Source organism: Pseudomonas sp. 28 E 9 (assembly GCF_900004785.1).
Lineage (GTDB): Bacteria > Pseudomonadota > Gammaproteobacteria > Pseudomonadales > Pseudomonadaceae > Aquipseudomonas > Aquipseudomonas orientalis_A.
This window is the reverse complement of sequence record NZ_CVTK01000015.1, coordinates 20,024-45,964: the sequence shown is the minus strand read 5'-3', so window position 1 is coordinate 45,964 and position 25,941 is coordinate 20,024. Positions and strand designations below refer to the sequence as shown.

Here is a 25,941-nt window from a genome sequence, read left to right as displayed (position 1 = left end):
GCGAATTATGTCAGGGCAATGAAAAAACCGACGTCAGGGCTCCAGGCCAATCGGGAAAAACTCCCCGCTGCTCCATACCCCAAGCCAGTTCTGACCGTTGATCGGACGGCTCACGGCCAACTCCACCAATTGGTAAAACGCGTTGCGGTGCACCAGGGCTTCAAGATTGCTGCGCACCCGCAGATAAGGCGCCGGTTCCTCGGTAAGCGGATCGATCACCACCCGCAACGGGTGCTCGGGGCCGGCCTCGATCTGTTCGTCGACGTTGGTGGTAAACCGCAGCACCTGGCTTTCCCCCTGCCCTTGCACCTCAAGCGTGACGGCGACAAACGGCGCGTCATCGACAGTGATGCCGACCTTTTCCACCGGCGTGACCAGGAAATAATCATCGCCATCGCGGCGAATGATGTTGGAGAACAACTTGACCATGGGTTTGCGCCCGATAGGCGTGCCCTGATAGAACCAGGTGCCGTCACGGGCGATGCGCATGTCGATATTGCCGCAGAAGTCCGGGTTCCACAGATGCACGGGCGCCGGCCCTTTACCCTTGGGCAGTTGCGCCAACAGATCGTTGGCCTTGGCGGTATCGGTCATGGGGGTCTCCTCAGGCTTACTGATTGCTCATGCCGAGCAAGCTTCGGGCGTACTGGGCCAGGGGCCGGGCAATCAGATCTTGTGGCGTGTTGTCGTGGAACGTCAGTAAACCGCCACGACTGCGAATGCGTGCAGTATCAATCAAATACTGGGTGCTGGTCTCGATCAACATGATCTGGATCACGCCGCTGTCCAGGCCAAGGCGGTCCAGGGCTTGCTGGTCGGTCCACTCATCGGCGTTGCCGATACGGTCGTCGGCTGCCGCAAAACGGCAATAGAGCAAGTAATGAGCGCCCACCGCGCGTGCTTCGGCCATGGCCTGTTCGAGGCCTTCGGGCTGACGGGCGCGACGCACCATGGGGAAATATTCGACGAAGCCGTTGAACGCTTCCTCGGCCACCACGTTGGGGCGCGGATACGCGCTGCCGGGCGGCACGAAAGCGCCCTGGGCGATAAAGATGAAGGAGTCCGGCTGCACACGAATTGAAGCGGTGCGACGCGTATCACTGTGGTCGAGCAAGCCGGCGTCGCTCATCTGATAGCGGGTGCCTTCGGCCATATCGCTGACGGTCATGCAACCACTGAGTGCCAACGACGCCAGCAACAAAACCAGACTACGCATCCTATCCTCCAGAAGCCGGTGACGGAAAACCGGCGAATGGGCGTGAGATGCAGAATCTGCGCCAGCTTGATTTAAATGTGCGAGGGGGCAAGCCCTGATGCCCTGTAGGAGCGAGCTGGCTCGCGAAAAACCCACAGGCACCGCGCTCATTCAGAAGGCACGCGTTATCGTTGACGTTTTTCGCGAGCAAGCTCGCTCCTACAGACCGCATCCACATTGGAGGAAGTTAGCCGCCAATGATCTTCATCACCGTCGCGCCGCCCGAGAAGGCCACTTCCTGCTTGTCGCCCAGGGCCTTCATCAGCAGCCCTTGCAGCGCCGGCAGTGCCTGGTGGCGCGGCTTGTCCAGCAGGTCGCCGACGTAGTGACGATTGCTCGAAGACAGGCAACCATGCAACCACCCCGTGGACGACAGCCGCAACCGCGAACAGGTGCGGCAGAACGGCACGCTCTCATTGGCGATCACGCCAAAGAAGCCCTTGCCCGGCACTTCATAGCGCACGGCCGTGGCGTCGACGGGCGCATTGGCTTGCAGGTATTCATGCTGTTCGCCGATCAGGCTGAGCAATTGCTGCAGGCTGACGAATTGCTGCAGGAAGGCGTTGGAGTCTTTGGCCAAGTGGCCCATGCGCATCAATTCGATAAAGCGCAGCTCGTAGCCCCGCTCCAGGCAGTAATCGAGCAACGGCAGCACCTGGTCCAGGTTCTGGCCGCGCAAGGGCACCATATTGACCTTGATCTTGATCCCGGCCGCGCGGGCCTGGTCCATGCCGTCGAGCACGGTGGCCAGGTCGCCACCACGAGCGATGCTGCGAAAGGCGTCGGCATCCAGGGTATCGAGGGACACGTTGATGCGCCGGATACCCGCGTCCACCAGCAGCGGCAGCTTGCGCGCCAGCAACTGGCCGTTGGTGGTCAGGCTGATATCGCTGAGCCCCATCTGCCCCACGGCGCCCATGAAGGCTTCCAGCTTGGGACTCACCAGCGGCTCACCCCCGGTAATCCGCAGGCGATCGATGCCGGCCGCTTCGATCAGGTACGCCACGCCCCGCGCCATGGCCTGGGCCGAGAGTTCGTCCTGGGCAGCCACCAGCCGCTTGCCGTTGGGCACGCAATAGGTACAGGCATAATTGCAGGCTGAGGTCAGGCTGATCCGCAAATTGCGAAATCGCCTGCCTTGACGATCGACGATCATGAACCACTCCGGCAGAGGATGAATCGGGGCGCGCTAAAAGCTGACTGATAAATCAGCTTTTAGCAAGGGGCCTTGCCTGAGTATATTCCCGGGGTACTGCGCGTGGCAGTAAATCATCAGGTGGGGGGCGACTCCACCGCCGGCGGCTCGGTACTGTGCTTGCGCTTGTTGCCCATGCGCACGCCAATATCCATCAGGAACTGGAAGAAGCCTTCCTGGTCTTCCAGCACATTGCTCCAGAACGGCGAGTGGTACAGCGCCACGGCGCCATGCACCAGCGCCCAAGCGGCGCAGTAGTGGAAGTACGGAGGCACGTCTTCGAGCTTGCCTTCGCTGATACGGCCCTTGATCAGCAAGGTCAGGCGTTCAAAGTTGGAGGCGCGGATCTTGTGCAGTTCCTCGACCATTTCCGGCACTTGATGGCCCTTGACGACCTTTTCTTCCAGGCGGTCAAACAGGCGGTAGCGCTGGGGATCGCGCATGCGGAACTCGAAATAGGCGCGGGACAGCGCCTCTTTGTCCTTGTCGACATCGGCCGAATGCAGCAGCTCGTTCAAATCACGCTCGTAGTCGAGCATCAAGCGCAGGTAAATCTCGGCCTTGGACTTGAAGTGCTTGTAGATCGTGCCTTTGCCGATACCCACGGCATCCGCGATCATCTCGACGGTGACGCTGTCTTCGCCTTGTTCGAGGAACAATTTGAGTGCGGTGTCGAGAATTTCCTGCTCACGGCGGCGAAACTCACGGACCTTACGGGGTTCTTTATGCATGAGGAAAAGGTCTGCAAAGGTCGGAAATAGGAAGGGTTGCGCAGGCCACGGATACGTGGCGATACGATTTACCCGATGCGAGGGATTATCCCGACTGAACGGTCGTTGGGCAACGCCTATGTGACCCCGTTGTGCACTTTACTTTCAGTACGCCAACGATTTGCCCGATATCAGTCAGAAACAAGACGCGCCATTCCCACCTGCGCATCCACTCGATGAGAACTCAAGCGAAGCGCGCGTATTCCAAATCCGTTTAAAAATCGACCCATCGAGACTGGACTGAATCCCAGAGTGATCAATACTTCAAGTGTCGTCGCGACATCTCCCCCAAGTGAAGCGTCGACCTGGGTACCGACGGACTGCGTACCCTTGTTTTACTCCTAATGGTCTTAACCCGGATTCACCCCCCAGAACCCGGGTTTTTTTTGCCTGCGATTTTCTCCTGCAGGAGCGAGCTTGCTCGCGATGAACTCATAGACACCGCGTTTATCCAGGATGCACGCGTTATCGTTGACGTTTTTCGCGAGCAAGCGCGCTACGTCGCAGAAGTAGCAGCGCCGGCCACATGGGCCAATGGAAACAGACGTTTGAAGTTCTCGGTCGTCTGCTCGGCGAAGCGCTCGTAGGACTCACCGCGCAGCATCGCCAGATAATCCGCCACGTCACGCACATACTCCGGCAGGTTCGGCTTGCCGCGATGGGGGATCGGCGCCAGGTACGGCGAATCGGTCTCCACCAGCAGCCGGTCGGCAGGCACTTGGCGCGCCACATCACGCAACGCGTCGGCATTGCGGAAGGTAACGATGCCCGACAGGGAAATATAGAACCCCAGGTCCAGGGCGGCCTTGGCCATCTCCCAATCCTCGGTAAAACAATGCAGCACACCGGCCTGGGGCAGCGCGGCTTCGCGCAAGAGCGTCAGGGTATCGGCGCGAGCCCCACGGGTGTGGACGATCACCGGTTTGCCGGTGTGTTGCGCCGCCTGCAGGTGCAGGCGGAATGAGGCCTGCTGCAGGTCGGCGGCTTCGGGTTCGTAGTGGTAATCCAGGCCGGTCTCGCCAATGGCGACGACGCGCGGATGGTCGAGTTCGCCGAGCAGCCAATCCAGGGCCGGTGCTTCGCCGGGCTTGAGGTCCAGCGGGTGGATACCCACCGAGCAATCCACATCGGCGTAGCGATCAGCCAGGGCTTTGACGTCGGCGGCATTTTCGGCACTGACGCCGATGCACAGGAAGTGCCCTACCCCGCGCTGGCGCGCAGCGTCGAGGGCGGCGTCCAGGGAGCCGTTGTGCTGGGCGAGATCAAGGCGGTCGAGATGGCAATGGGAGTCTACGAGCATGGGCAATTACAACTTGAGTAGTGTCTGGCCGACGATACACCCGTCGGCCAAGGAAATTAACGTCGGCCGAGCAAGCCGACCCATTGGACCAGCAGTGCTTCAAGCAACAGCACGCGGTTGAGGTTGGCCTTGCCGAGCACTTTCTGACGCTGGGCGAGAATCCAGTCCTGAATGCTCAGCACCTTGTCCTGGGCACTCTTCTGCGCAAGGTATTGCACCACCTTGCGCATGTCCGGCAAACCCAGGCCGTTTTCGTCCTGGGTCAACTGGTAGCGCAGGATCAGGCTGGACCAATCGCAGAACCAGTCGAACAGCAGCAGCAAGGGAATGTCCTTCCACGCGCTTTCGGCCAATTGCGAGGCGGACAGTTCCTGCTTGATCAGCTTCTTCACACCGTCTACGACCAGTGCCCGTTGCTCGCGCACGCCCTGGGCGTGCAGCTTCACCGCCGCAAGCGGGGAGCCCGCGGCCAGGGTCAGCAATTCGATCCGTTCCTGCTCGGCGCAATCGGGCAGCGCCTGCGCCAGCCATTGCAGGCTCATGGCCTCGCTCGGCAAAGGGCATGCCTGCTGCACGCAACGGCTGCGGATGGTCGGCAGCAAGCGGCTGGACTGATGGCTGACCAGCAACAGCACGGTGTCGCCGGACGGTTCTTCCAGACTCTTGAGCAACGCGTTGGCGGCGTTGATGTTCATCGCCTCTACCGGCTCGATCAGCACCACCTTGCGCCCGCCCATCTGCGCGGTTTGCACCACGAAGCTGACGAGGTCGCGCACCTGGTCGACCTTGATCGCCTTGTCCGCTTCCTCAGGTTCCAGCACATAGTTATCGGGGTGGCTGCCGGCCTTCAGCAGCAGGCAGGATTTGCATTCGCCGCAGGCTTGCAGGTCAACGGGACGCTGGCACAACAGACTCGCCATCAAGCGCTCGGCCAGGGCACGCTTGCCGATACCGGTGGGGCCGTGCAGCAAATAGGCGTGGGCGTGTTGGGCACGACCCGCCAATTGCTGCCAGAGACCGTCCTGCCACGGGTAGGCTTCAGCCACGAGCGCGCTCCAGCAGGGTCGGTAACAGCGCATCAAGGGCTTGCTGCACCTGAGCCAGCGGCTGGGCGGCGTCAAGCAGGTAGTAACGCGCAGGCTCCGCCCTGGCACGCTCGAGGAACGCGGTGCGCACGGCGTCGAAAAATGCCTGGCCTTCCAGCTCGAAACGATCCAGGCGACCGCGCGCGCTGGCGCGGGCCATGCCCACTTCCACCGGCAGGTCGAACAACAGGGTCAGGTCGGGGCGCAGGTCTCCCTGTACGAAGGTTTCCAGGGCAGCGATACGCTCCAGGCACAAGCCACGACCACCGCCCTGATAGGCGTAGGTGGAGTCGGTAAAACGGTCGCAGATCACCACGGCGCCGCGGGCCAGGGCCGGCCGGATCACCTCGGCCAGATGCTGGGCACGGGCGGCGAACACCAGCAGCAGCTCGGTGTCCGCATTCATCGGCTCGTCACCCGGCGCCAGCAAGACTTCACGGATGCGCTCGGCCAGCGGCGTACCGCCAGGCTCACGGGTCAATACCACTTCGACGCCCGCGGCGCGCAGGCGCTCGGCCAGGTAATCGCGGTTGGTGCTTTTGCCGGCGCCTTCCGGGCCTTCGAGGGTCATAAACAAGCCAGTCACAGGCAGTCCTTAGTCAGAGTCATTGCGGGCTTTGCGGGGCGCTGGTGTCCGGCGCGGGGTCTACCGGTACGTCAACCGGTGGCACCGTGTCTTCCAGCGGCTTGACCTGCGGTGCCGGGCTGGACCGGTAATCGGCGCGGCGCTTGAGTTGAAACTCGCGTACGGCGGCATTATGCGCATCCAGGTCATCCGAGAACACATGGCTGCCATCGCCACGGGCGACGAAATACAGGCTGCTGCCCGGCACCGGGTTCAGGGCGGCATGAATCGCCTCGCGGCCCACCATGGCGATAGGTGTCGGCGGCAGGCCGGCGATCATGTAGGTGTTGTAAGGGTTGGCCTCCTTGAGATGGGCGCGGGTCAATTTGCCGTTGTAGCGCTCACCCAGGCCATAGATCACCGTGGGGTCGGTCTGCAACATCATGCCCAGCTTCAGGCGACGCACGAACACACCGGCAATCTGCCCACGCTCTTCGGGCACACCGGTCTCCTTCTCCACCAGCGAGGCCATGATCAGCGCTTGATAAGGCTCGGTGTAAGGCGCATCAGCGGCGCGCCTGCTCCACTCCTGGGCGAGCACATCGTCCAGACGGTTGTAGGCTTTCTTCAGGAATTCGACGTCCGTCATGCCCCGCACGAAACGGTAGGTGTCGGGAAAGAACCGCCCTTCAGGGAATACGCCGGGATGGCCGAGCTTGTCCATCACTTCGCTGTCACTGAGGCCGGTGAGGGTCTGCACGATCTTTTCGTGCTTGGCCAGGGCCGAGCGCACCTGGCGGAAGTTCCATCCCTCCACCAGGGTCAGGCTGTATTGCACCACTTCCCCACGCTGCCAAAGGCCGATCAGGCCTTCGGCGGTGAGGCCCGGGGTCATGCGGTATTCGCCGCTGTGCAGCGGCTGGTTCTCAAGGTTAAAGCGCCAGTAAAGACGCAGCCAGAAGGCACCGTCGAGCACGCCATCGGCTTCCAGACGATTGAAGGTGCCGGTGGGCGTGGCCCCTGCCGGAACATCAAGCAACTGCTCCTGGGTCAGGTGCAACGGCTGCTTCAAGGCAGCGTTGTATTTCCAGGCACAGAAGCCCGACAGCAAAGCCGCCGAGAACAGACCGACCAGCAGCAGCACAACCAGTTTTCGTATCACTCAAATATCCAATAGCGCGCGAACAATGCCCTGCAGTTTACGGGTGAGCGGCCCAACCGACCAGCTCATCCCAGCGCACTCGCGTACCGGCCAGATGCCATAAACGCTGTTGCACACGAAGACTTCGTCGGCCTGTCGCAACTGCTCCAGGCTGATGTCGGCCACGGCCACCGGGACGCCCAGGGCTTGCGCCTGGTCGAGGATCTCGGCGCGCATCACCCCGGCAACGCCGCAACGCGTCAGATCAGCGGTACGTAACACGCCGTTGCGCACCACAAACAGGTTGCTGAACACGCCTTCGATCACCCGCCCGGACCTATCCAGCATCAAGCCTTCGGCATGCTCGGCATCCCGCCATTCGGCGCGGGCGATGACCTGCTCAAGGCGGTTCAGGTGTTTGAGCCCGGCCAGCAGCGGGTGTTCGGCCAGGCGGGTGGCGCACGCAAACAGACGGATGCCGTCGGTGCCATGGGCTTCGGGATAGGTGGCGGGCGGGCCGCCCTGCAAGATACGGCGTACCGCGGCATCGGGATTGATGCCGTAACCGCGCTGGCTGTCGCCGCGGGTCAGGATCAACTTGAGCACGCCATTGCCCAGGGCTGCGGCATAGGCCAGCACTTCGCTGCGGACCAGGGCGTGATCCACCTCCAACGCGAGGCGCCTGCAGCCCTCATCGAGGCGCTGCAGGTGACGGTCGAGCAGCACCGGCTGCCCGGCCTTGACCGCGATGGTTTCAAACACACCATCGCCATACGCCAGGCCGCGATCTTTCAGGGGCACGCTGTCCGCTGGCTGACCGTCGACCCAGCTGTGCATCACTCGGCGAACCGGCGGAACACCAGCGAGCCGTTGGTGCCACCAAACCCGAACGAGTTGGAGATCACCACGTCGATCGGCATCGGTTGCGCTTCGTGAGGCACGAAGTTGAGGTCGCAGCCTTCGTCCGGCTCATCGAGGTTGATGGTCGGCGGAGCGACCTGGTCCTTGATGGCCATGACACTGAAGATCGCCTCGACCGCACCCGCCGCGCCCAACAGGTGGCCGGTCATGGACTTGGTGGAGCTGACCGCCAGCTTGTAGGCGTGTTCGCCGAACACCGACTTGATGGCTTCGGCTTCCGCCAGGTCGCCGGTCGGCGTCGACGTGCCATGGGCATTGATGTACTGCACCTGGTCGGCATTGACCTTCGCATCGCGCAGGGCATTGGTGATGCAGCGCGCAGCACCGGCACCGTCGGACGGTGGCGAGGTCATGTGGTAGGCGTCACCGCTCATGCCAAACCCGATCAGCTCGGCATAGATGGTGGCACCGCGCGCCTTGGCATGCTCCAGCTCTTCCAGTACCAGGGCACCGGCACCGTCGGACAGCACGAAACCGTCACGGCCCTTGTCCCACGGACGGCTGGCACGGGTCGGCTCATCGTTGCGGGTCGACAGCGCACGGGACGCGCCGAAGCCGCCCATGCCCAGGCCGCAGGCAGCCATCTCGGCGCCACCGGCAATCATCACGTCAGCTTCATCGTAAGCGATGTTACGCGCCGCCATGCCGATGCAGTGAGTGCCCGTGGTGCACGCCGTTGCGATGGCGTAGTTAGGCCCCTGTGCCCCCAAATGGATGGACAGGAAACCGGAAATCATATTGATGATCGAGCCCGGCACGAAGAACGGTGAAATTCGACGAGGACCGGAATCGTGCAGCGTGCGGCTGGTTTCTTCGATATTGGTCAGACCCCCAATCCCCGAACCCATGGCCACGCCGATGCGCTCACGGTTGGCGTCGGTGACTTCCAGGCCGGCGTTACGCACTGCCTGAAAACCGGCTGCCAGGCCGTATTGAATGAACAGGTCGAGCTTGCGCGATTCCTTGAGCGAAAGGTATTGCTCGACATTGAAACCCTTTACCGAGCCGCCAAAACGGGTGGAATAGGCAGAAAGGTCCGTGTGTTCGATCAGACCGATACCACTGTGGCCAGCCAGAATGCCCTGCCAACTGCTTGGCACATCCGTGCCCAGTGGCGACAACATACCCATACCGGTGACTACGACGCGTCTACGCGACACAGCACTCTCCTTTTTCTAATGACGACACTTTGCTTCGCAGCGTACTTTTCGTCACCGCTGAAAGAAAAAACCGCACGCCGTTACAGCAGTGCGGTTTTTCCCTGACAGCAGGCGACGACTACAAACTATTACGCCTGGTGGCTAGTAACGTAGTCGATGGCAGCTTGAACAGTAGTGATTTTTTCAGCTTCTTCGTCCGGGATTTCGGTCTCGAATTCCTCTTCCAGAGCCATCACCAGCTCAACGGTGTCAAGGGAATCGGCACCCAGGTCTTCTACGAAGGAAGCAGTGTTGACCACTTCTTCTTCCTTAACGCCCAGTTGCTCGGCGACGATTTTCTTGACGCGCTCTTCGATGGTGCTCATACCTTGTTTAACTCCTAATGGACAAATTCAGGCAGCTGGCCAGTGGGTAAGTGTATAGAAAGCCATTTCGGTTTTTCAACCGAAAGCTTCACCCTGTACCCGCTCGACCACCTGCCTATAAATTAAGTTGCAGCTTTATAACGGATTTTAGACAGCTCGTATGACATATTTTTGAAGCGATCCGTCACAATTTAACTCATGTACATCCCGCCGTTCACCGGAATTGTAGCCCCGGTCACGTATGCCGCACCGTCGGATGCCAGGAAAGTGACCACATTCGCGATCTCTTGGGCCTGGCCCAGACGGCCCAGCGGAATCTGCGTCAGCAAGGCTTCACGCTGTGCTTCGGGCAGTTCACGGGTCATATCGGTATCGATGAACCCTGGGGCCACCGAGTTTACCGTAATCGACCGCGAGCCGACTTCACGCGCCAGTGCACGGCTGAAACCTTCCAGACCGGCCTTGGCCGCAGCGTAGTTTACTTGGCCGGCGTTGCCCATGGCACCCACTACGGAGCCAATATTGATAATTCGGCCCCAGCGCGCCTTGGTCATGCCGCGCAAAACACCCTTGGACAGGCGGAACAGACTGTTCAGGTTGGTATCGACCACGTCGTACCATTCGTCGTCTTTCATGCGCATCATCAGGTTATCGCGGGTGATACCGGCATTGTTCACCAGAATCGCCGGCGCACCGAACTGAGCAGTGATCGCGGCCAGCACGGCTGCCACGGACTCGTCACTGGTCACGTTCAGCTCAAGGCCGGTGCCCTGCACGCCGTTTTCCTTCAGGGTCGCGGCGATACGCTCGGCACCCGAGGCGGAGGTGGCGGTGCCGATCACGACGGCGCCCTGACGGCCCAGTTCCAGGGCGATGGCCTGGCCGATGCCACGGCTTGCGCCGGTAACCAGTGCAACTTTACCTTGCAGACTCATGCAGGCTTCTCCTAAGTTCGGGGATCAGGCCAGCGCCGCACGAGCGGCAGCGAAGGCATCCGGGGTATTGAGATTGGCAGTCGATACGCCGTCGGCGCAGCGTTTGTTCAGGCCGGCCAGGACTTTGCCCGGGCCGCACTCGACCAGTTCGGTGGCGCCCTTGGCGGCCAGGGTCTGCACCGATTCAACCCAGCGAACCGGCTTGTAGAGTTGCTCCAGCAGGTCGCGCTTGAGGGTCTCCAGGTCCGGGGCGACCGCGGCGCTGACGTTCTGCACCAGCGGGATTTGCGGCGCCTGCCAGTTGATCGCGGCGATGGACTCGGCAAAACGCTCGGCCGCCGGGCGCATCAGCTCGCAGTGTGACGGCACGCTGACCGGCAACGGCAGCGCACGCTTGGCACCCCGGGCCTTGCAGCCTTCGATGGCGCGCTCGACCGCTGCCTTGGCACCCGCGATGACCACTTGGCCAGGGGAGTTGAAATTCACCGCGCTGACCACTTCACCCTGCGCCGCCTCGGCGCAGGCTTCGATCACCACGGCATCGTCCAGGCCCAGGATCGCGGCCATGCCGCCCTGCCCGGCCGGAACGGCCTCCTGCATCAACTGGCCACGACGCTCGACCAGCTTGACCGCTTCACCGAGGGTCAGGCTGCCCGCCGCGACCAGGGCGCTGTATTCGCCCAGGCTGTGACCGGCGACGAATGCCGGGCGTGCGCCGCCTTCGGCCAGCCACACGCGCCACAGGGCGATCGAAGCGGTCAGAATGGCCGGCTGGGTCTTGTCGGTTTGATTGAGTTGCTCTTCCGGCCCCTGCTGGGTCAGCGCCCACAGGTCATAACCCAGGGCGTCGGAAGCTTCCTTGAAAGTATCCAGGACCAGCGGGTATTGCGCGCCCAGCTCGGCCAACATGCCGAGGGACTGCGAACCTTGCCCTGGAAAGACGAATGCGAGGGATGTAGACATGTAACAAGCCCCTAATGATCTGGTCGTCAAAAATGCGCACGCCGACGGTGGGAGCGCGCGAAACTGACAGATTGGATGGTCAATTGAACTGGCCGGTCACATTTAAGCACTCCCGGGCCGATTCGCCTAAGGCAACAAGCCCTCCAGCCGCCCGCGCAGGCGTTGCGGCAGGTTGTCCTGAATCTCGATCACGGCACGGGCAATCGCGCTCTGAAAACCCTCGACACCTGCCGAGCCATGGCTTTTCACCACAACGCCCTGCAACCCCAGGAAACTCGCGCCATTATGCCGCGCCGGCGCCAGGTCGGCCTGCAGACGACGCATCAACGGCAGCGCCAGGGCGCCGACCATGCGCGCTGCCAGGTTCTGCTTGAACAAGGCTTCGATACGCGTGGCAATCATGGTTGCCAAGCCCTCACTGGACTTGAGCAGAATGTTGCCGACAAAGCCGTCACACACCACCACGTCGGCTTCGCCACGGTACAAGCCGTCACCTTCGACAAAACCTACGTAGTTCAAACCCCGCGCGCCCTGCAGCAAGGTAGCGGCCAGCTTGACCTGCTGGTTGCCCTTGATCTCCTCGGTGCCGATATTCAGCAGGGCCACCCTTGGCCGGACCACGCCCAGCGCTTCGGCGGCCACCGAACCCATCACGGCGAACTGCAACAGATGCTCGGCACTGCAATCGACATTCGCCCCCAGGTCCAGCAACTGGCAATAACCTTTCTGCGTCGGAATCGCCGCCACCATCGCCGGCCGATCAATGCCCGGCAGGGTCTTGAGCACATGCCGCGACAGGGCCATCAGCGCGCCGGTATTGCCGGCGCTGACACAGGCGTGCACCTTGCCGTCGCGCAGCAACTCCAGGGCCACGCGCATGGACGAGTCGGGCTTGCCGCGCAGGGCTGCTGCCGGTTTTTCGTCCATGGTGATGGTTTCGCTGGCCGGCGTAACCGTCAGGCGCGCGCGATCCACCGCCGGATGGCTGGCAATCAGTTCTTCAATAAGGGTAGGTTGACCGACAAGGGTCAGGTGCAGCGAGGGCGTAGCAGACAGGCTGGCAATGCAGGCCTGAACAATGCTGCGGGGACCGAAGTCCCCGCCCATTGCGTCAATCGCGATGACTTGAGCAGACAAGTGATTACTCGTCAGCGCCCTTGTCGATCACTTTACGGCCACGGTATACGCCTTCTGGCGATACGTGGTGACGCAGGTGAACTTCACCGGTGGTCTTTTCCACGGACAGGGTGCTAGCCTCGAGAGCGTCGTGCGAACGGCGCATGTCACGGGCGGAGCGGGATTTTTTGTTCTGCTGAACAGCCATAATTGATTAACTCCTAAACGTTTGGGTCACGCTTTAACTGCGCCAATACACTGAACGGGTTGGACCGCGTTACCTCGTCCTCGCTCGGTTCGGGCTCGTCATCGAGGCCCGCCGGCTGCTGGCATTCTTCCGGATGATGAGCAGGCACAATGGGCAAGGCGAGCAAAAGCTCCTCCTCGATCAGTGCATGCAGATCCAAAGGATCTTCGCCCAGTTCCAGCACGTCATAACCTTTCGGCAACGACTGGGTATTCGCACCCTCCTTCACCACGGCATAACTGCATTCGCTGTGGATCGGCAGGGTGACCAGCTCAAGACAACGCTGGCAAACCATTTTGACTTCGGTGTCGATAACGCTGTGAATTACCACAGATTTACGTTCATCTCGTTCAAAAACGAATTTGGCCTGGACCGCACCGACAGTGTCGGAAAGCGAGTCGCAGAGTCTCTCCAAATCGGCCAGCGGCAATTCACCTTGAAGGGAAGTGCCACGATCAGCCAATTTGCGCGGGTCAACGTGAGGTGGAATCGGGTCATTCAACATAGGCGCAGCATTATAGGGATGCACCCGGCCATGTCAAAGGAAATTCAGCCCTGTGCGTCAGCCGGTCACGCCGCTAGAATCTGCGGCTGTCTTGAGGAGACGTATATGCTGCCTTTATTACTCGCGTCCAGCTCGGTTTATCGCCGGGAATTGCTGAGCCGCCTGCACTTGCCGTTCACCTGCAGCTCGCCGGATATCGATGAAAGCCATCGCCCGGGTGAGTCAGCCCTTGAGCTGGTCAAGCGCCTGGCCGAACAGAAAGCGCGCGCCCTCGCCGCCAGCCATCCCGGGCATTTGATCATTGGCTCTGATCAGGTAGCGGCACTGGAAGGCCGGATCATCGGCAAGCCCCACACCTTTGAAAATGCCCGCGAGCAATTGTTGGCGGCCAGCGGCAAGCGTGTGAGCTTTCTTACAGGCCTGGCACTGCTCAACAGCGAGACGGGGCACTGCCAGGTCGACTGCGTACCGTTTACCGTGCAGATGCGTGAACTGGACGCGGAGCGCGTCGAGCGTTATTTGCGGATCGAGCAACCGTATGACTGTGCGGGCAGCTTCAAGGCCGAAGGGCTGGGTGTGAGCCTGTTCCAGAGCACTGACGGCCCGGATGCCACCAGCCTTGTTGGCCTGCCACTGATTCGACTGGTGGATATGCTGCTGGCCGAAGGCGTACAAATTCCTTAAATACACATCGACCCAATGTGGGAGGGGGCTTGCCCCCCGATCGCGGTGGATCAGCCAGTTTATCTATAGCTGATACACCGTCATCGGGGGCAAGCCCCCTCCCACATTTTGATCTGCAGCTGGCTTGAGATATCAGCGCAAGCTCGGCCCCTGGAAGCCTGGATACGATCAAACGGCGATTCCTCAACCGTGAAATCCACCGCTGCTGACCGAAGGCGTACAAATCCCTCAATTACACATCGACCAAATGTGGGAGGGGGCTTGCCCCCGATAGCGGTGGATCAGCAAGGTTACCTATAGCTGACACACCGTCATCGGGGGCAAGCCCCCTCCCACATTTTGATCTACAACTGGCTTGAGATATCAGCGCAAGCTCGGGCCCTGGAAGCCCATGTACAGGGCCAGCTTCTCGGCCACGCTGGCACCGAGCTTCTTGGAGAAGCGGTCAAACGGCGATTCCTCAACCGTGAAATCCACCAACTCCTTCTCGCCAACCACATCCCGCGCCACCGAACTGGCGCTGCCCAGGCCGTCGATCAAGCCCAGCGGCAGCGCCTGCTCGCCCGACCACACCAGCCCGGAGAACAGCTCGGGATGCTCCTTGTCCTTGAGCCGATCGCCACGCCCTTGCTTGACGCTTGCGATGAACTGGCGATGGGTAGTGTCGAGCACGCCCTGCCAGAACTGGGTCTCATCCGCCTTCTGCGGCTGGAACGGATCGAGGAACGCCTTGTGCTCGCCCGAGGTGTAGGTGCGACGCTCCACGCCCAGCTTCTCCATGGTGCCGACAAACCCGTAACCGGCTGCCGTCACCCCAATGGAACCTACCAGGCTGGCCTTGTCAGCGTAAATCTGGTCGGCGGCACTGGCGATGTAATAAGCGCCCGAAGCCCCCAGGTCGGAGATCACCGCATACAGTTTGGTGTCCGGATGCAGCGCGCGCAGGCGACGAATCTCGTCATACACATAGCCCGACTGCACAGGACTGCCGCCGGGGCTATTGATACGCAGGATCACGCCCTTGACCTTGGGGTCTTCGAACGCCGCGCGCAGGCTGCTGACAATATTGTCGGCGCTGGCGGGCTCCTTGTCGGCGATCACCCCGCGCACCTCGATCAAGGCGGTGTACTGGCTGCCACGGGTGGCGCTCTTTTCCATGTCCATCAACGGACTGAACAGCGCCAGTATGAGCAACAGGTAAGTGAAGGTCAGCAGCTTGAAGAAAATCCCCCAGCGGCGCGCGCGGCGTTGCTCCTGGACGCTGGCCAGGAGGGTTTTCTCCAGCAGCTTCCAGCTTTTGTCATCAGCGTTTTGCGCTTTTTCCGGCGCTTTCCACTCGTCACTCATGCCATCAACCCCAGCAAAGACTTATCGAGCCCGGCTGAGCCAGGCCTGCAATTGAGAAAAATGATCGATCGTGACCCTGGGCTCGTATGACTGCAGGGCATCCGCAGACTGGGCGCCGTAGCTGACCGCCACGCTGTCCATGCCAGCATTGCGCGCCATCATCAGGTCGAAGGAGGCATCCCCCACCATCAACGCCTCGCGCGGCGATACACGGCAATGCGCCATGATCTGCTCCAGCATCAGAGGGTGAGGTTTACTGGCAGTTTCATCCGCCGCACGGGTGATATCGAAATAGTCTTCCCAGCCGTGCGCCTTGAGCACCCGATCCAGCCCGCGACGCGCCTTGCCCGTGGCGACGGCCAGGTGATAACCCTCGGCACGAAACGCTTGCAGCGATTGCACCACACCCTCAAACAGCGGCGAAGGCTCAGCCTCCAGCGCAATGTAGTGATCGGCGTAGTGCCCGCGGAAAGCGACCAGCTCAGCGTCGGATATGTGCGGATACAGCGTACGAATCGCCTCAGGCAAGCCCAGGCCGATAATGCCCTTGACTGCCAGGTCGCTGCACAACTCAAAGCCCGAGCGGGTCGACGCCATGTGCATCGACTCGACGATGCGGCCAATGGAATTGGCCAGGGTGCCGTCCCAGTCGAAAATCAGCAGCTTGTAATCACGGTGCGACACTCAGGCGCTCCACGGTCTTGGCCCACATGTCATCGACCGGCGCCTGCAACTTCAGCTCGCCACCGTCGGGCAGCGGCACGGTCAGCATGTAGGCATGCAGGAACAGGCGCTTGCCGCCCAGGTCGCGGATCTCCCTGGAGAAATCCTCGTCGCCGTATTTGGTATCACCGGCGATGCAGTGACCGGCATGCAGGGTGTGCACGCGAATCTGGTGGGTACGCCCGGTCACCGGCTTGGCCTCGACCAGGGTGGCGAAGTCGCCGAAGCGGCGCAGCACCTTGAACAGGGTCAGGGCCTCTTTGCCCTCCTCGTCCACTTCCACCATGCGCTCACCGGAGCGCAGGTTGCTCTTCTGCAACGGCGCCCGCACGCTCTTGATCGAGCTGGCCCAGTTGCCGCGCACCAGCGCCATGTAACGCTTGTCCACACCGTCGCCACGCAGGGCGGTGTGCAGGTGGCGCAACATGCTGCGTTTCTTGGCGATCATCAACAGGCCGGAGGTGTCGCGGTCCAGGCGATGGACCAGCTCCAGCTCCTTGGCATCCGGGCGCAACTGCCGAAAGGCCTCGATCACGCCGAACGTCAGGCCGCTGCCGCCGTGAACGGCAATGCCGCAGGGTTTGTTGATCACGATGAGTTTGTTATCTTCGAACACGATCGACGCTTCGAGGCGCTGCAGCAGGCCCTGGGCCAGTGGCACGGGCTCGTCGCGCTCAGGCACGCGAACCGGCGGCACACGGACGATATCGCCCGCCTGCAGCTTGTACTCGGGCTTGATCCGACCCTTGTTCACCCGCACTTCGCCTTTACGCAAGATGCGGTAGATCAAGGTCTTGGGCACGCCTTTGAGCCTGGCCAGGAGAAAATTATCGATGCGTTGGCCGGCATATTCCGGCGAGACCTCGAGCAGCTGGACGCTGGGGGTCTGGGGGGCGGTAGTCGTCATGCCGGCGATGATAACAATTTTTTATGGAATTGAAGCACTTAATCATTGCTGCTATAGTCGCGAACGCCGCCAAAAGCGGCCTGGACAGAGGACTTGCGGCAAACTGCCGGCCCTGACCATCGCAATTCATCAGGACGCGAGGCCGTCCTACGGGGCGTTCGCCACCCTGGAAGGCTTGAGATTGTAACAAGCGCAGGTGACATGAGGCCTGAAGCGAGTGCGGTACGCAGAGTGAATACTCGCGTCCTGCGCCGATATTTACGGCCAGTTCACAAAGTGCAGTCAGTCCCGAGCCAGACCATGGCGAATGCTTCGGAAACAACGCCTGTTAAGAGCTGAGTGAGAGCGCAATCGCCCACACCTAGTCTTGTTTAGCCATGAGCGTGGACTCCCCTTTGGAGAACACGGTAAATGCCAACCCGCTGCGGATTCTGCGCGCGGCAGCACCCGAATTATCAGGGATACGTGTAGGGTGGAGATGCACAACCGTCGGACCGTGTAGCACTAGGCTTATATTTAGACGCTTCATCTCGTCCACAGTCGCCGGTTGATTCCTCCTCCTGACCTTAGCTTTTGTTGAAGTGGTGCCTTTGTCACCACCGCTAACAAGCAGGACGCGTCCGTCGCGATACCCGCCCAATTGGCAGGTTTTGCTGGACACTGGAGTGGCCAACCACTCTTGACGCACCTGACACCGACCGTGAGAAGTCGTGTGTGCCGAACGCCGTTTCCGGCAGCCCGGAAACCGACGGTACAACATGAAAAGAATGCTGATTAACGCAACTCAACCCGAAGAGTTGCGTGTTGCACTGGTAGATGGCCAACGCCTCTACGACCTGGACATCGAGTCCGGTGCACGCGAGCAAAAGAAGGCCAACATCTATAAAGGCCGTATTACTCGCATCGAACCAAGCCTTGAGGCTGCCTTTGTCGATTTCGGCTCCGAGCGCCACGGCTTCCTGCCCCTCAAGGAAATCTCCCGCGAATACTTCAAGAAAGCCCCCGAAGGCCGCGTGAACATCAAGGACGTCCTGAGCGAAGGCCAGGAAGTCATTGTCCAGGTCGAAAAAGAAGAACGTGGCAACAAGGGCGCCGCCCTGACCACCTTCATCAGCCTGGCCGGCCGTTACCTGGTGCTGATGCCGAACAACCCGCGTGCCGGCGGCATCTCCCGTCGCATCGAAGGCGAAGAGCGCAATGAACTGCGTGAAGCGCTGAACGGCCTGATCGCACCGGCCGACATGGGCCTGATCGTGCGCACTGCAGGCCTGGGCCGCAGCAGCGAAGAAATGCAGTGGGACCTCGACTACCTGCTGCAACTGTGGACCGCCATCAAAGAAGCTTCGCTGGATCGTTCCGCGCCGTTCCTGATCTACCAGGAAAGCAACGTGATCATCCGCGCCATCCGCGATTACCTGCGCCAGGACATCGGCGAAGTGCTGATCGACAGCGTTGAAGCCCAGGACGAAGCCCTGACCTTCATCCGCCAGGTCATGCCGCAGTACGCCAGCAAGATCAAGCTCTACGAAGACAGCGTGCCGCTGTTCAACCGTTTCCAGATCGAAAGCCAGATCGAGACCGCCTTCCAGCGTGTGGTCGAACTGCCTTCCGGCGGCTCCATCGTGATCGACCCGACCGAAGCCCTGGTGTCCATCGACATCAACTCGGCGCGCGCCACGAAGGGTAGCGACATCGAAGAAACCGCCCTGCAGACCAACCTGGAAGCGGCTGAAGAAATCGCCCGCCAGCTGCGCCTGCGTGACATCGGCGGCCTGATCGTGATCGACTTCATCGACATGACCCCGGCCAAGAACCAGCGCGCCGTGGAAGAGAAAGTCCGCGAATGCCTGGAAGCGGACCGCGCCCGCGTACAAGTGGGCCGTATCTCACGCTTCGGCCTGTTGGAAATGTCCCGTCAGCGCCTGCGTCCATCCCTGGGCGAGAGCAGCGGCATCGTCTGCCCGCGTTGCAACGGCACCGGCATCATCCGTGACGTTGAATCGCTGTCCCTGGCGATCCTGCGCCTGATCGAAGAAGAAGCCCTGAAAGACCGCACTGCCGAAGTTCGCGCACAAGTGCCGATTCCGGTCGCCGCGTTCCTGCTCAACGAAAAACGCAACTCGATCACCAAGATCGAACTGCGCACCCGTGCCCGTATCGTCATCCTGCCGAACGATCACCTCGAGACGCCGCACTTCGAAGTCCAGCGCCTGCGCGATGACAGCCCGGAAGCCCACAGCGGCCAGTCCAGCTACGAAATCGCCGCCGCTGCCGCCGAAGTGGAAGAAGTCCAGCCGGCCGCTGCGACCCGCACCCTGGTCCGCCAGGAAGCCGCCGTGAAAACCGCCCCGGCCCGCGCCAATGCACCGGTACCGGCCGAAGCGGCTGCTCCGGTGGCCGCGCCGGCTGCCCTGCCTGAGCCAAGCCTGTTCAAAGGGCTGGTGAAGTCACTGGTCAGCCTGTTCGCCACCAAGGAAGAACCGGCTGCCCCGGTTGTGGTTGAAAAAACCGCCACCGAACGCCCGGCACGTAACGAAGAGCGTCGCAACGGTCGTCAGCAGAGCCGCAACCGCAACGGTCGTCGTGACGAAGAGCGCAAGCCGCGCGAAGAACGTGCCCCGCGTGAAGAGCGCGCGCCACGTGAAGAGCGTGCACCTCGCGAAGCCCGCGAAGAAACCCCGGTCGTAGCCCGTGAAGAACGCGCCCCACGCGAAGAACGTGCGCGTACGCCACGTGCCCCGCGTGAAGATCGCAAGCCGCGTGGCGAGCGTGAAGAGCGTGTACGTGAACTGCGCGAGCCTCTGGATGCGACTCCTGCCGCAGCCGCTGCTACTGCCACTGCCACCGAAGAACGCCCGGCTCGCCAGCCGCGTGAAGAGCGCGCGCCACGTGAGGAACGTCAACCACGCGCCCCGCGTGAAGAGCGTCAACCACGCGCCGAACAGGCCGCTGCCGCCAGTGAAGAAGAAGTGCTGACCGGCGAAGAGCAACTGCAGGAAGAGGGCCAGGACAACGCCGAAGGCGATCGCCCACGCCGTCGCTCCCGTGGCCAGCGTCGTCGCAGCAACCGTCGTGAGCGTCAGCGTGATGCCAACGGCAACGTGATCGAAGGCTCGGAAGAAGCCGGCGAGAACGCCGAAGCGGCCAACACCGAACCTACCGGTGCCGACCTGGCTGCCGGCCTGGCCGTCACCGCCGCCGTGGCCAGCTCGACCATCAGCGCACCTGCTGAAGCCCAGGCCCATGAGCAGGCTGAACGCGCTACCGCGGCTGTCGAAGAGACCGCTGCGGTAGAAGCGCCCGTTGCCGAGACCCCAGTGGTTGAAGCACCGGTGGTGGAAGCAACTACCCCAATCGAAACCCCAGTGGTTCCGGAAGTGGAAGTGGCACCGGTTCGCGATGCTCAACCCGTGACCGAAGTGGTTGCCGTTGAAGTCGCCCCGGTCGTCGAGCCTGAGCCCGTGGTTGAAGCCGTCGTTGAAGCACCGGCTGTCGAAGAAGCTGCCCCGGCCGTGCGTGAAGTTCGCGAAGAACAGACCGCCTTCCAGTGGACTGCCGAACCTGCCGCACCGGTAGAAGCGCCAGCGCCTGCGCCGATGGTCGAAGAAGCGCCGGCTCCGGTTGCCGAAGTCGTGGTTGCCGAGCCTGCCCCAGTGGTTGAGCCCGCTCCTGTGATCGAGCCAACTGCGGTCGTCGAGCCTGCGCCGGTGGTTGAACCCCCCGTGGTAGCCGAAGTCGCTGCTCCGGTGGTTGAAGCTGCACCGGCAAGCGCCCTGACTGAAAACGGCCGTGCGCCGAACGATCCACGTGAAGTGCGTCGTCGCCGCAAGGAAGCCGAGGCTGCCGCCGCTGCTGCAGCGTTAGAGCAAAAGGCCCAGGAAGAAGAGCACGAGCCTAAACCCCTCGTCTGATTCCATCAGCCATTAAAAAGCCCCGCCTGAGTGATCAGGCGGGGCTTTTTATTCAAATCGAAAACAAGAAAAGCGAATGATCACATTCGATGCGCATTCACCATCCCATGCCTCCCGTCATCTTATCGTAACGATTTGACGCTTGTTCAAGGAGACGTTGCCCAGAACTGAGCGACATCATAGGCCTGCTTTTTTCCGAGGAGTGTCCTTGAGTTTTCGACTCTGCCTTGACTTCGGGTTTTGAATTATTCGACGCGCTGGAAGCAGACGTGGACTGAGTCGCTGGAGGGATGAAGGGTTGTGAAGAGCCTGGATTGACTTTCATGGCTTTATACTCCGTGCTTGCAATTGAAAGAGCTCTGGAGCCGTATTCCAGAGGCCCTCATTTAAGTGCGGGACCCTGCATTGCAACCATTAGACCGTATGCAATTGAGTATCGGAAGACGCCATCTCAACTCGTAGGCAGAGGTACCTCCTCCCATTGCAGGCCAGTCGGCACATCAACATCCCACAATACGCCGGGGTCTATCACCTTCACCGGCGTAACCTGAAAAGCAGCGAATAAAGGCCTGGCCCCGCCATCCCCGGATAATTCCATCAGCGCTTGAGCGCAACCCCTTCCGAAGGCCACAGGATGCCCATACGTTTCTGTATGGACGGGCACCCGGATAGTATCGACGGTGAGTCCGGCGACCACGCTTTCAATCGTCGAGGTCAGAATGAATGGCATATCTCCCAGCACTATCAACCAGCCCTCAGCGTCGCTACTGGCCGCAACGGCTTGCGCGATGCTGTCAGCCATGCCCGTGGAGTTCAATGTCAGTATCTGGCAACCCTGTGTCCGCCCCAGACGCATGATTTCAGCCTGGTCATGTGTGGTTACCACCAAGCGCCTGCCCACATTGGGGGGCAGGTTGACCAGCACGTGGTCAAGCACCGAACGCGTCACCCCGTCACGGCCCACGCAAGAGGCCAGCAGCTTGTCCTGTCCCGTCACGGCACGAAAACGACTGCTGCGCCCCGCTGCCAGGATAATTGCGGCGATCAATCGAGCACCACCGCATCCGATCTTTTATGCGTCTGCTGCACGCCGTTCTTGAGCGCGACGATTTGCGCCATCAGCGACAGCGCAATTTCCGCCGGCGTGTGGCTGCCGATGTGCAAGCCGATGGGCCCATGCAACCGTGCAATCGCTTCTGCCGACAAGCCCAACGCCGCCAGGTTTTCCCGTCGTTTCTGGGTGTTGACCCGCGAACCGAGGGCGCCAATGTAGAACGCGCTGGAATTCAACGCCGTGAGCAACGCCATGTCATCCAGCCGTGGGTCGTGGGTCAGACAGACAATCGCCGTGCGTTCGTCGGTCTGGATATTGAGCACCGCTTCATCGGGCATGCCCGGCACGAAGCGGCCGTGCTGTTCCTCCCAGCCATAGACGAACTCTTCACGCGGGTCGCAGATCAGCACTTCAAAATCGAGCAGGCGCGCCATTTCCGCGACATAGCGCGACAGTTGCCCGGCGCCGATCAACAGCAGGCGCCAGCGAGGCCCATAGATGGCGCGCAGACACTGGCCGTCAAAGGTCACTGCATCGGTCTTGCTCGCGGCGCTGAGGGTCACTTTGCCGGTGGCCAGGTCCAGCTTGCGCGCAACAATTTGATGATCCTCGCAGCATGCCAGCAATTGCGCGACCCACTCCCAGTCGTCCACCCGCTCTTCGGTCAGGCGCAGGGTGCCGCCGCAGGGCAGGCCAAAGCGCGCCGCCTCATCGCGGGTGACGCCGTAGGTGACCAACTGCACGGGCGGACCATCGTCAGGCAAACGGCCATCCTGCAGGCGCGCGATCAAGTCATCCTCGATGCAACCGCCGGACACCGAGCCAATCACCACCCCGTCGCCGCGCAGGGCCAACATTGCCCCCGGTGGGCGCGGCGCACTGCCCCAGGTCTGCACCACGCTGTACAACATCACGCGTTGCCCGGCGCGGCGCCATTCCAGCACGCTGCGCAGGACATTCAGATCCACACTGTCCACAAAACCTCCCGCAAGCGTTTCAACCGATTCATTTACTGTAAAACAAAAGCCACTGCCGTGACGCGCCAGAAACGCAAACGCCCCGAACCAGTCGGGGCGTTTGTGTGTTGCTGTCGGCGTTAGTTCACGCCATCTTCAGCTTACTTGACCACAGGTGCAGGGCCTTCGGCCACGCCCAAGTCGTCGATTTCGCGGGTTTCGGAGATACCGGTACCGCCGGATGCCAGCTCGCTTTGCAGCTTGTCGGTGTCCAGTTCCTTGACCCACTTGGCCACAACGATGGTGGCAACGGCGTTACCCACCAGGTTGGTCAGCGCGCGGGCTTCGGACATGAAGCGGTCGATACCCAGGATCAGCGCCAGGCCGGCAACCGGCAGGTGGCCGACAGCCGACAGGGTGGCAGCGAGGACGATAAAGCCCGAGCCCGTCACACCCGCAGCGCCTTTGGAGGACAGCAGCAGCACCAACAGCAGGGTGATCTGGTGAGTGATGTCCATGTGGGTGTCGGTCGCCTGGGCGATGAACACGGCCGCCATGGTCAGGTAGATCGAGGTACCGTCAAGGTTGAACGAGTAGCCGGTGGGGATAACCAGGCCGACCACGGATTTCTTCGCGCCCAGACGCTCCATCTTGATCAGCATGCGCGGCAGTGCGGATTCCGAAGACGAAGTACCCAGTACGATCAGCAGCTCTTCGCGGATGTAGCGAATCAGCTTCAGTACGCTGAAACCGTGGGCGCGGCAGATGGCGCCCAGCACCACCACCACGAACAGGACGCAGGTGATGTAGAAGCAGATCATCAACTGGCCCAACTGCACCAGGGAACCTACGCCGTAGGCACCGATGGTGAACGCCATGGCGCCCAGGGCACCGATGGGCGCCAGCTTCATGATCATGTTGATGATGTTGAACATCACGTGGGCGAAACGATCGATAAAGTCCAGCACCGGCTTGCCGTAGGCACCCAGGCGGTGCAGGGCGAAACCGAAGATCACCGAGAACATCAGCACTTGCAGGATGTCGCCGTTGGCGAAGGCGCCGACGATGGTGTTGGGGATGACATTGAGGATAAAGCCGACGATGCTCTGGTCTTTACCGGCGGTCACGTAGGCCGCGACTTTCGAAGCGTCCAGGGTTGCCACGTCGATGTGCATGCCGGCGCCCGGCTGCACGACGTTGACCACGATCAGGCCGATCAGCAACGCAATGGTGGAAACGACTTCGAAATACAGCAGCGCGTAGCCGCCGGTCTTGCCGACCGATTTCATGCTTTGCATGCCGGCGATACCGCTGACCACGGTGCAGAAGATGATCGGGGCGATGACCATTTTGATCAGCTTGATAAAGCCGTCACCCAGTGGCTTGAGGGCCACGCCGGTCTGCGGGTAGAAGTGGCCGAGCAAAATACCGATAACGATTGCAACGATCACCTGGAAATACAGGGATTTGTAGATTGGCTGACGAGTCGTCATTGCAAAGTTCCTCAATCGCACCGTGTGGCAAATATCCGCCATTGCCCACGACACTTGAATTGCGAACCCTCCTGCACTGGAGGGATTTGTTGTTGGCGAGGTCTGTAGGAACAATCCTGCGCTGTAATCCCTATCGCAAACGCCATGCCACTTTGCTTGAAACCGATGAAAGCCTTTGCACATCAGGGCTTGCGGCTTGCCGAGGCTCGGCGGGCGTGTAACAAGGTGGCGGATTTCCGCCGACTCGCCCTGTCTCGTCCTACAATTTGGCGGATATCCGCCTTGTGACCCCTGCGGGTGATGGCTACCATCGGCCCTTCCATGGACGAGGCCCTGTCATGCGTGAACGCACCATCGCCAGTCACTTCGCCCGCGCGGCCCTGGGCGGCGCACGTCGGGCCGGTTATGACTACTCGCGCCTGTTGCAGCAGGTGGGTATCACCCCCGAACAGCTGAGCGAACCACGTGCGCGTATCGCTCCGGAGCAATTTACCCGCTTGCTGCAAATGCTCTGGCTGGCGCTGGATGATGAATACCTGGGTTTCGCCCAGGCGCCGAGCAAGCGCGGCACCTTCGCCATGATGTGTCATGCGCTGATTCATTGCCGCACGCTGGAGAAGGCGCTGGAACGCGGCCTGTTATTTTATAGCCTGTTCCCCGACGGCCCGCGCTGGCAGCTGACACGCGAAGGCGACAGCGTTCGCTTGAGCCTGGACGACTCGCCACTGTGGGACCCGGACCACTTTCTCAGTGAATGCCTGCTGGTGATCTGGCATCGTCTGGGCAGTTGGTTGATCGGCCAGCGTATTCGGCTGCATCAGGTCACCTTCAGTTATCCGATGCCGGCCCACGCCGGTGAATACGACCTGCTGTTTCCTTGCCCCCGGGTATTCGCCGCGCCGAACAGCAGTCTGGTGTTTCTCAGCCGTTACCTGAACCTGCCGCTGCTGCAGGATGAACGCACCCTCAAGCACTTTTTACAGCGCTCCCCCGCCGACCTGTTGTCTCGACCCGATGAAGGCGACAGCCTGAGCAGCCAACTGCGCCGCTTGCTCAGCCGCGACCGCACGCCCTGGCCGGACCTGGAAGCGGTCGCACAGCATTTGCATATCAGCCCGCAAACCCTGCGCCGGCATTTGCGTGAAGAAGGCAGCAGCTTTCAGGCATTGAAGGATGAGTTACGCCGTGATATCGCCATCTACCACTTGGGGCGGGCGGACTTGTCCTTGCAGGACATTGCAGAACAGCTGGGGTTCTCGGAACCGTCGGCGTTTCATCGGGCGTTCAAGAAGTGGACCGGCTTGACGCCGGGGGCGTATCGCGCGCAGGAGGGTTGAAGGCGG

At 61.3% G+C, this 25,941-nt stretch carries 25 protein-coding genes; 3 read left to right on the top strand and 22 right to left on the bottom strand.

Annotation, left to right across the window (positions count from 1 at the left end; genetic code table 11):
• Positions 1 to 33 precede the first annotated feature (33 nt).
• The 16 genes from BFQ00_RS02840 to BFQ00_RS02765 all read right to left on the bottom strand — a co-directional run bounded on the left by BFQ00_RS02840 (position 34) and on the right by BFQ00_RS02765 (position 13,523).
• Positions 34 to 594, bottom strand: a complete 561-nt coding sequence (locus tag BFQ00_RS02840; RefSeq protein WP_065932543.1) for a DUF1285 domain-containing protein — start codon at positions 592 to 594, stop codon at positions 34 to 36.
• Positions 595 to 610: 16 nt separating this feature from the next.
• Positions 611 to 1,216 (bottom strand): DUF4823 domain-containing protein, encoded by a 606-nt coding sequence (locus BFQ00_RS02835; RefSeq protein ID WP_065932542.1) that lies wholly within the window; start codon positions 1,214 to 1,216, stop codon positions 611 to 613.
• A gap of 226 nt (positions 1,217 to 1,442) precedes the next feature.
• Positions 1,443 to 2,411: a GTP 3',8-cyclase MoaA gene (locus tag BFQ00_RS02830; protein WP_065883735.1), complete on the bottom strand. Its 969-nt coding sequence runs from the start codon at positions 2,409 to 2,411 to the stop codon at positions 1,443 to 1,445.
• Positions 2,412 to 2,527: 116 nt separating this feature from the next.
• On the bottom strand, positions 2,528 to 3,181 hold the full coding sequence (locus tag BFQ00_RS02825) for a TetR/AcrR family transcriptional regulator (protein WP_065932541.1): 654 nt from the start codon (positions 3,179 to 3,181) through the stop codon (positions 2,528 to 2,530).
• Positions 3,182 to 3,716: 535 nt separating this feature from the next.
• Entirely contained in the window at positions 3,717 to 4,520 is an 804-nt protein-coding gene (locus BFQ00_RS02820; RefSeq protein ID WP_065932540.1) for a TatD family hydrolase, read from the bottom strand.
• 56 nt (positions 4,521 to 4,576) lie between these two features.
• The gene (locus BFQ00_RS02815; RefSeq protein ID WP_065932539.1) at positions 4,577 to 5,566 is read right to left on the bottom strand and encodes a DNA polymerase III subunit delta'; all 990 of its coding nucleotides are present in this window, start codon (positions 5,564 to 5,566) and stop codon (positions 4,577 to 4,579) included.
• On the bottom strand, positions 5,559 to 6,191 hold the full coding sequence (gene tmk / locus BFQ00_RS02810) for a dTMP kinase (RefSeq protein ID WP_065932538.1): 633 nt from the start codon (positions 6,189 to 6,191) through the stop codon (positions 5,559 to 5,561). Before tmk ends, BFQ00_RS02815 begins: the two co-directional genes overlap by 8 nt.
• A 19-nt stretch (positions 6,192 to 6,210) precedes the next feature.
• Entirely contained in the window at positions 6,211 to 7,332 is a 1,122-nt protein-coding gene (gene mltG / locus BFQ00_RS02805) for an endolytic transglycosylase MltG (protein ID WP_065932537.1), read from the bottom strand.
• Positions 7,333 to 8,148, bottom strand: coding sequence for an aminodeoxychorismate lyase (gene pabC / locus BFQ00_RS02800; protein ID WP_065932536.1), 816 nt, complete (start codon positions 8,146 to 8,148; stop codon positions 7,333 to 7,335).
• On the bottom strand, positions 8,148 to 9,392 hold the full coding sequence (gene fabF, locus BFQ00_RS02795) for a beta-ketoacyl-ACP synthase II (protein WP_057721119.1): 1,245 nt from the start codon (positions 9,390 to 9,392) through the stop codon (positions 8,148 to 8,150). Before fabF ends, pabC begins: the two co-directional genes overlap by 1 nt.
• A gap of 128 nt (positions 9,393 to 9,520) precedes the next feature.
• The gene (acpP, locus tag BFQ00_RS02790) at positions 9,521 to 9,757 is read right to left on the bottom strand and encodes an acyl carrier protein (RefSeq protein ID WP_003175607.1); all 237 of its coding nucleotides are present in this window, start codon (positions 9,755 to 9,757) and stop codon (positions 9,521 to 9,523) included.
• A gap of 191 nt (positions 9,758 to 9,948) precedes the next feature.
• Positions 9,949 to 10,692 (bottom strand): 3-oxoacyl-ACP reductase FabG, encoded by a 744-nt coding sequence (gene fabG, locus BFQ00_RS02785; RefSeq protein WP_057721118.1) that lies wholly within the window; start codon positions 10,690 to 10,692, stop codon positions 9,949 to 9,951.
• A gap of 24 nt (positions 10,693 to 10,716) precedes the next feature.
• Positions 10,717 to 11,655: an ACP S-malonyltransferase gene (gene fabD / locus BFQ00_RS02780; protein ID WP_065883749.1), complete on the bottom strand. Its 939-nt coding sequence runs from the start codon at positions 11,653 to 11,655 to the stop codon at positions 10,717 to 10,719.
• A 126-nt stretch (positions 11,656 to 11,781) separates the two neighbouring features.
• Positions 11,782 to 12,792, bottom strand: coding sequence for a phosphate acyltransferase PlsX (gene plsX / locus BFQ00_RS02775; RefSeq protein WP_083227286.1), 1,011 nt, complete (start codon positions 12,790 to 12,792; stop codon positions 11,782 to 11,784).
• A gap of 4 nt (positions 12,793 to 12,796) precedes the next feature.
• Complete coding sequence (gene rpmF / locus BFQ00_RS02770; protein ID WP_003179396.1) at positions 12,797 to 12,979, bottom strand: 50S ribosomal protein L32; 183 nt, start codon at positions 12,977 to 12,979, stop codon at positions 12,797 to 12,799.
• 13 nt (positions 12,980 to 12,992) lie between these two features.
• A complete protein-coding gene (locus BFQ00_RS02765; protein ID WP_065932534.1) occupies positions 12,993 to 13,523 on the bottom strand; it encodes a YceD family protein in 531 nt (176 codons plus the stop codon).
• Between the two features lie 105 nt (positions 13,524 to 13,628).
• On the opposite strand from BFQ00_RS02765, the gene BFQ00_RS02760 reads away from it, so the two are divergent.
• Entirely contained in the window at positions 13,629 to 14,207 is a 579-nt protein-coding gene (locus tag BFQ00_RS02760) for a Maf family protein (protein ID WP_065932533.1), read from the top strand.
• Positions 14,208 to 14,570: 363 nt separating this feature from the next.
• Here the strand turns inward: BFQ00_RS02760 and BFQ00_RS02755 are convergent, their stop codons facing one another.
• The 3 genes from BFQ00_RS02755 to rluC are packed head-to-tail and all read right to left on the bottom strand — an operon-like array spanning position 14,571 to position 17,184.
• Positions 14,571 to 15,554, bottom strand: coding sequence for a S49 family peptidase (locus BFQ00_RS02755; protein ID WP_065884786.1), 984 nt, complete (start codon positions 15,552 to 15,554; stop codon positions 14,571 to 14,573).
• Positions 15,555 to 15,575: 21 nt separating this feature from the next.
• Entirely contained in the window at positions 15,576 to 16,238 is a 663-nt protein-coding gene (locus BFQ00_RS02750) for an HAD-IA family hydrolase (RefSeq protein ID WP_065932532.1), read from the bottom strand.
• On the bottom strand, positions 16,225 to 17,184 hold the full coding sequence (gene rluC, locus BFQ00_RS02745; RefSeq protein WP_065884788.1) for a 23S rRNA pseudouridine(955/2504/2580) synthase RluC: 960 nt from the start codon (positions 17,182 to 17,184) through the stop codon (positions 16,225 to 16,227). Before rluC ends, BFQ00_RS02750 begins: the two co-directional genes overlap by 14 nt.
• 758 nt (positions 17,185 to 17,942) lie before the next feature.
• On the opposite strand from rluC, the gene rne reads away from it, so the two are divergent.
• Positions 17,943 to 21,095 carry a ribonuclease E gene (gene rne / locus BFQ00_RS02740; protein ID WP_218188826.1) on the top strand — a complete coding sequence of 1,051 codons (3,153 nt, stop codon included), beginning with the start codon at positions 17,943 to 17,945 and terminating at the stop codon, positions 21,093 to 21,095.
• Between the two features lie 451 nt (positions 21,096 to 21,546).
• Here the strand turns inward: rne and BFQ00_RS02735 are convergent, their stop codons facing one another.
• The 3 genes from BFQ00_RS02735 to BFQ00_RS02725 form a co-directional block, all read right to left on the bottom strand.
• Positions 21,547 to 22,143, bottom strand: a complete 597-nt coding sequence (locus tag BFQ00_RS02735; RefSeq protein ID WP_065932530.1) for a nucleotidyltransferase family protein — start codon at positions 22,141 to 22,143, stop codon at positions 21,547 to 21,549.
• Positions 22,140 to 23,126, bottom strand: coding sequence for an XdhC family protein (locus BFQ00_RS02730; RefSeq protein ID WP_065932529.1), 987 nt, complete (start codon positions 23,124 to 23,126; stop codon positions 22,140 to 22,142). Before BFQ00_RS02730 ends, BFQ00_RS02735 begins: the two co-directional genes overlap by 4 nt.
• Positions 23,127 to 23,266: 140 nt before the next feature.
• Positions 23,267 to 24,598: a dicarboxylate/amino acid:cation symporter gene (locus BFQ00_RS02725; RefSeq protein WP_065884792.1), complete on the bottom strand. Its 1,332-nt coding sequence runs from the start codon at positions 24,596 to 24,598 to the stop codon at positions 23,267 to 23,269.
• A gap of 338 nt (positions 24,599 to 24,936) precedes the next feature.
• On the opposite strand from BFQ00_RS02725, the gene BFQ00_RS02720 reads away from it, so the two are divergent.
• Entirely contained in the window at positions 24,937 to 25,935 is a 999-nt protein-coding gene (locus BFQ00_RS02720) for an AraC family transcriptional regulator (RefSeq protein ID WP_065932528.1), read from the top strand.
• Positions 25,936 to 25,941 lie beyond the last annotated feature (6 nt).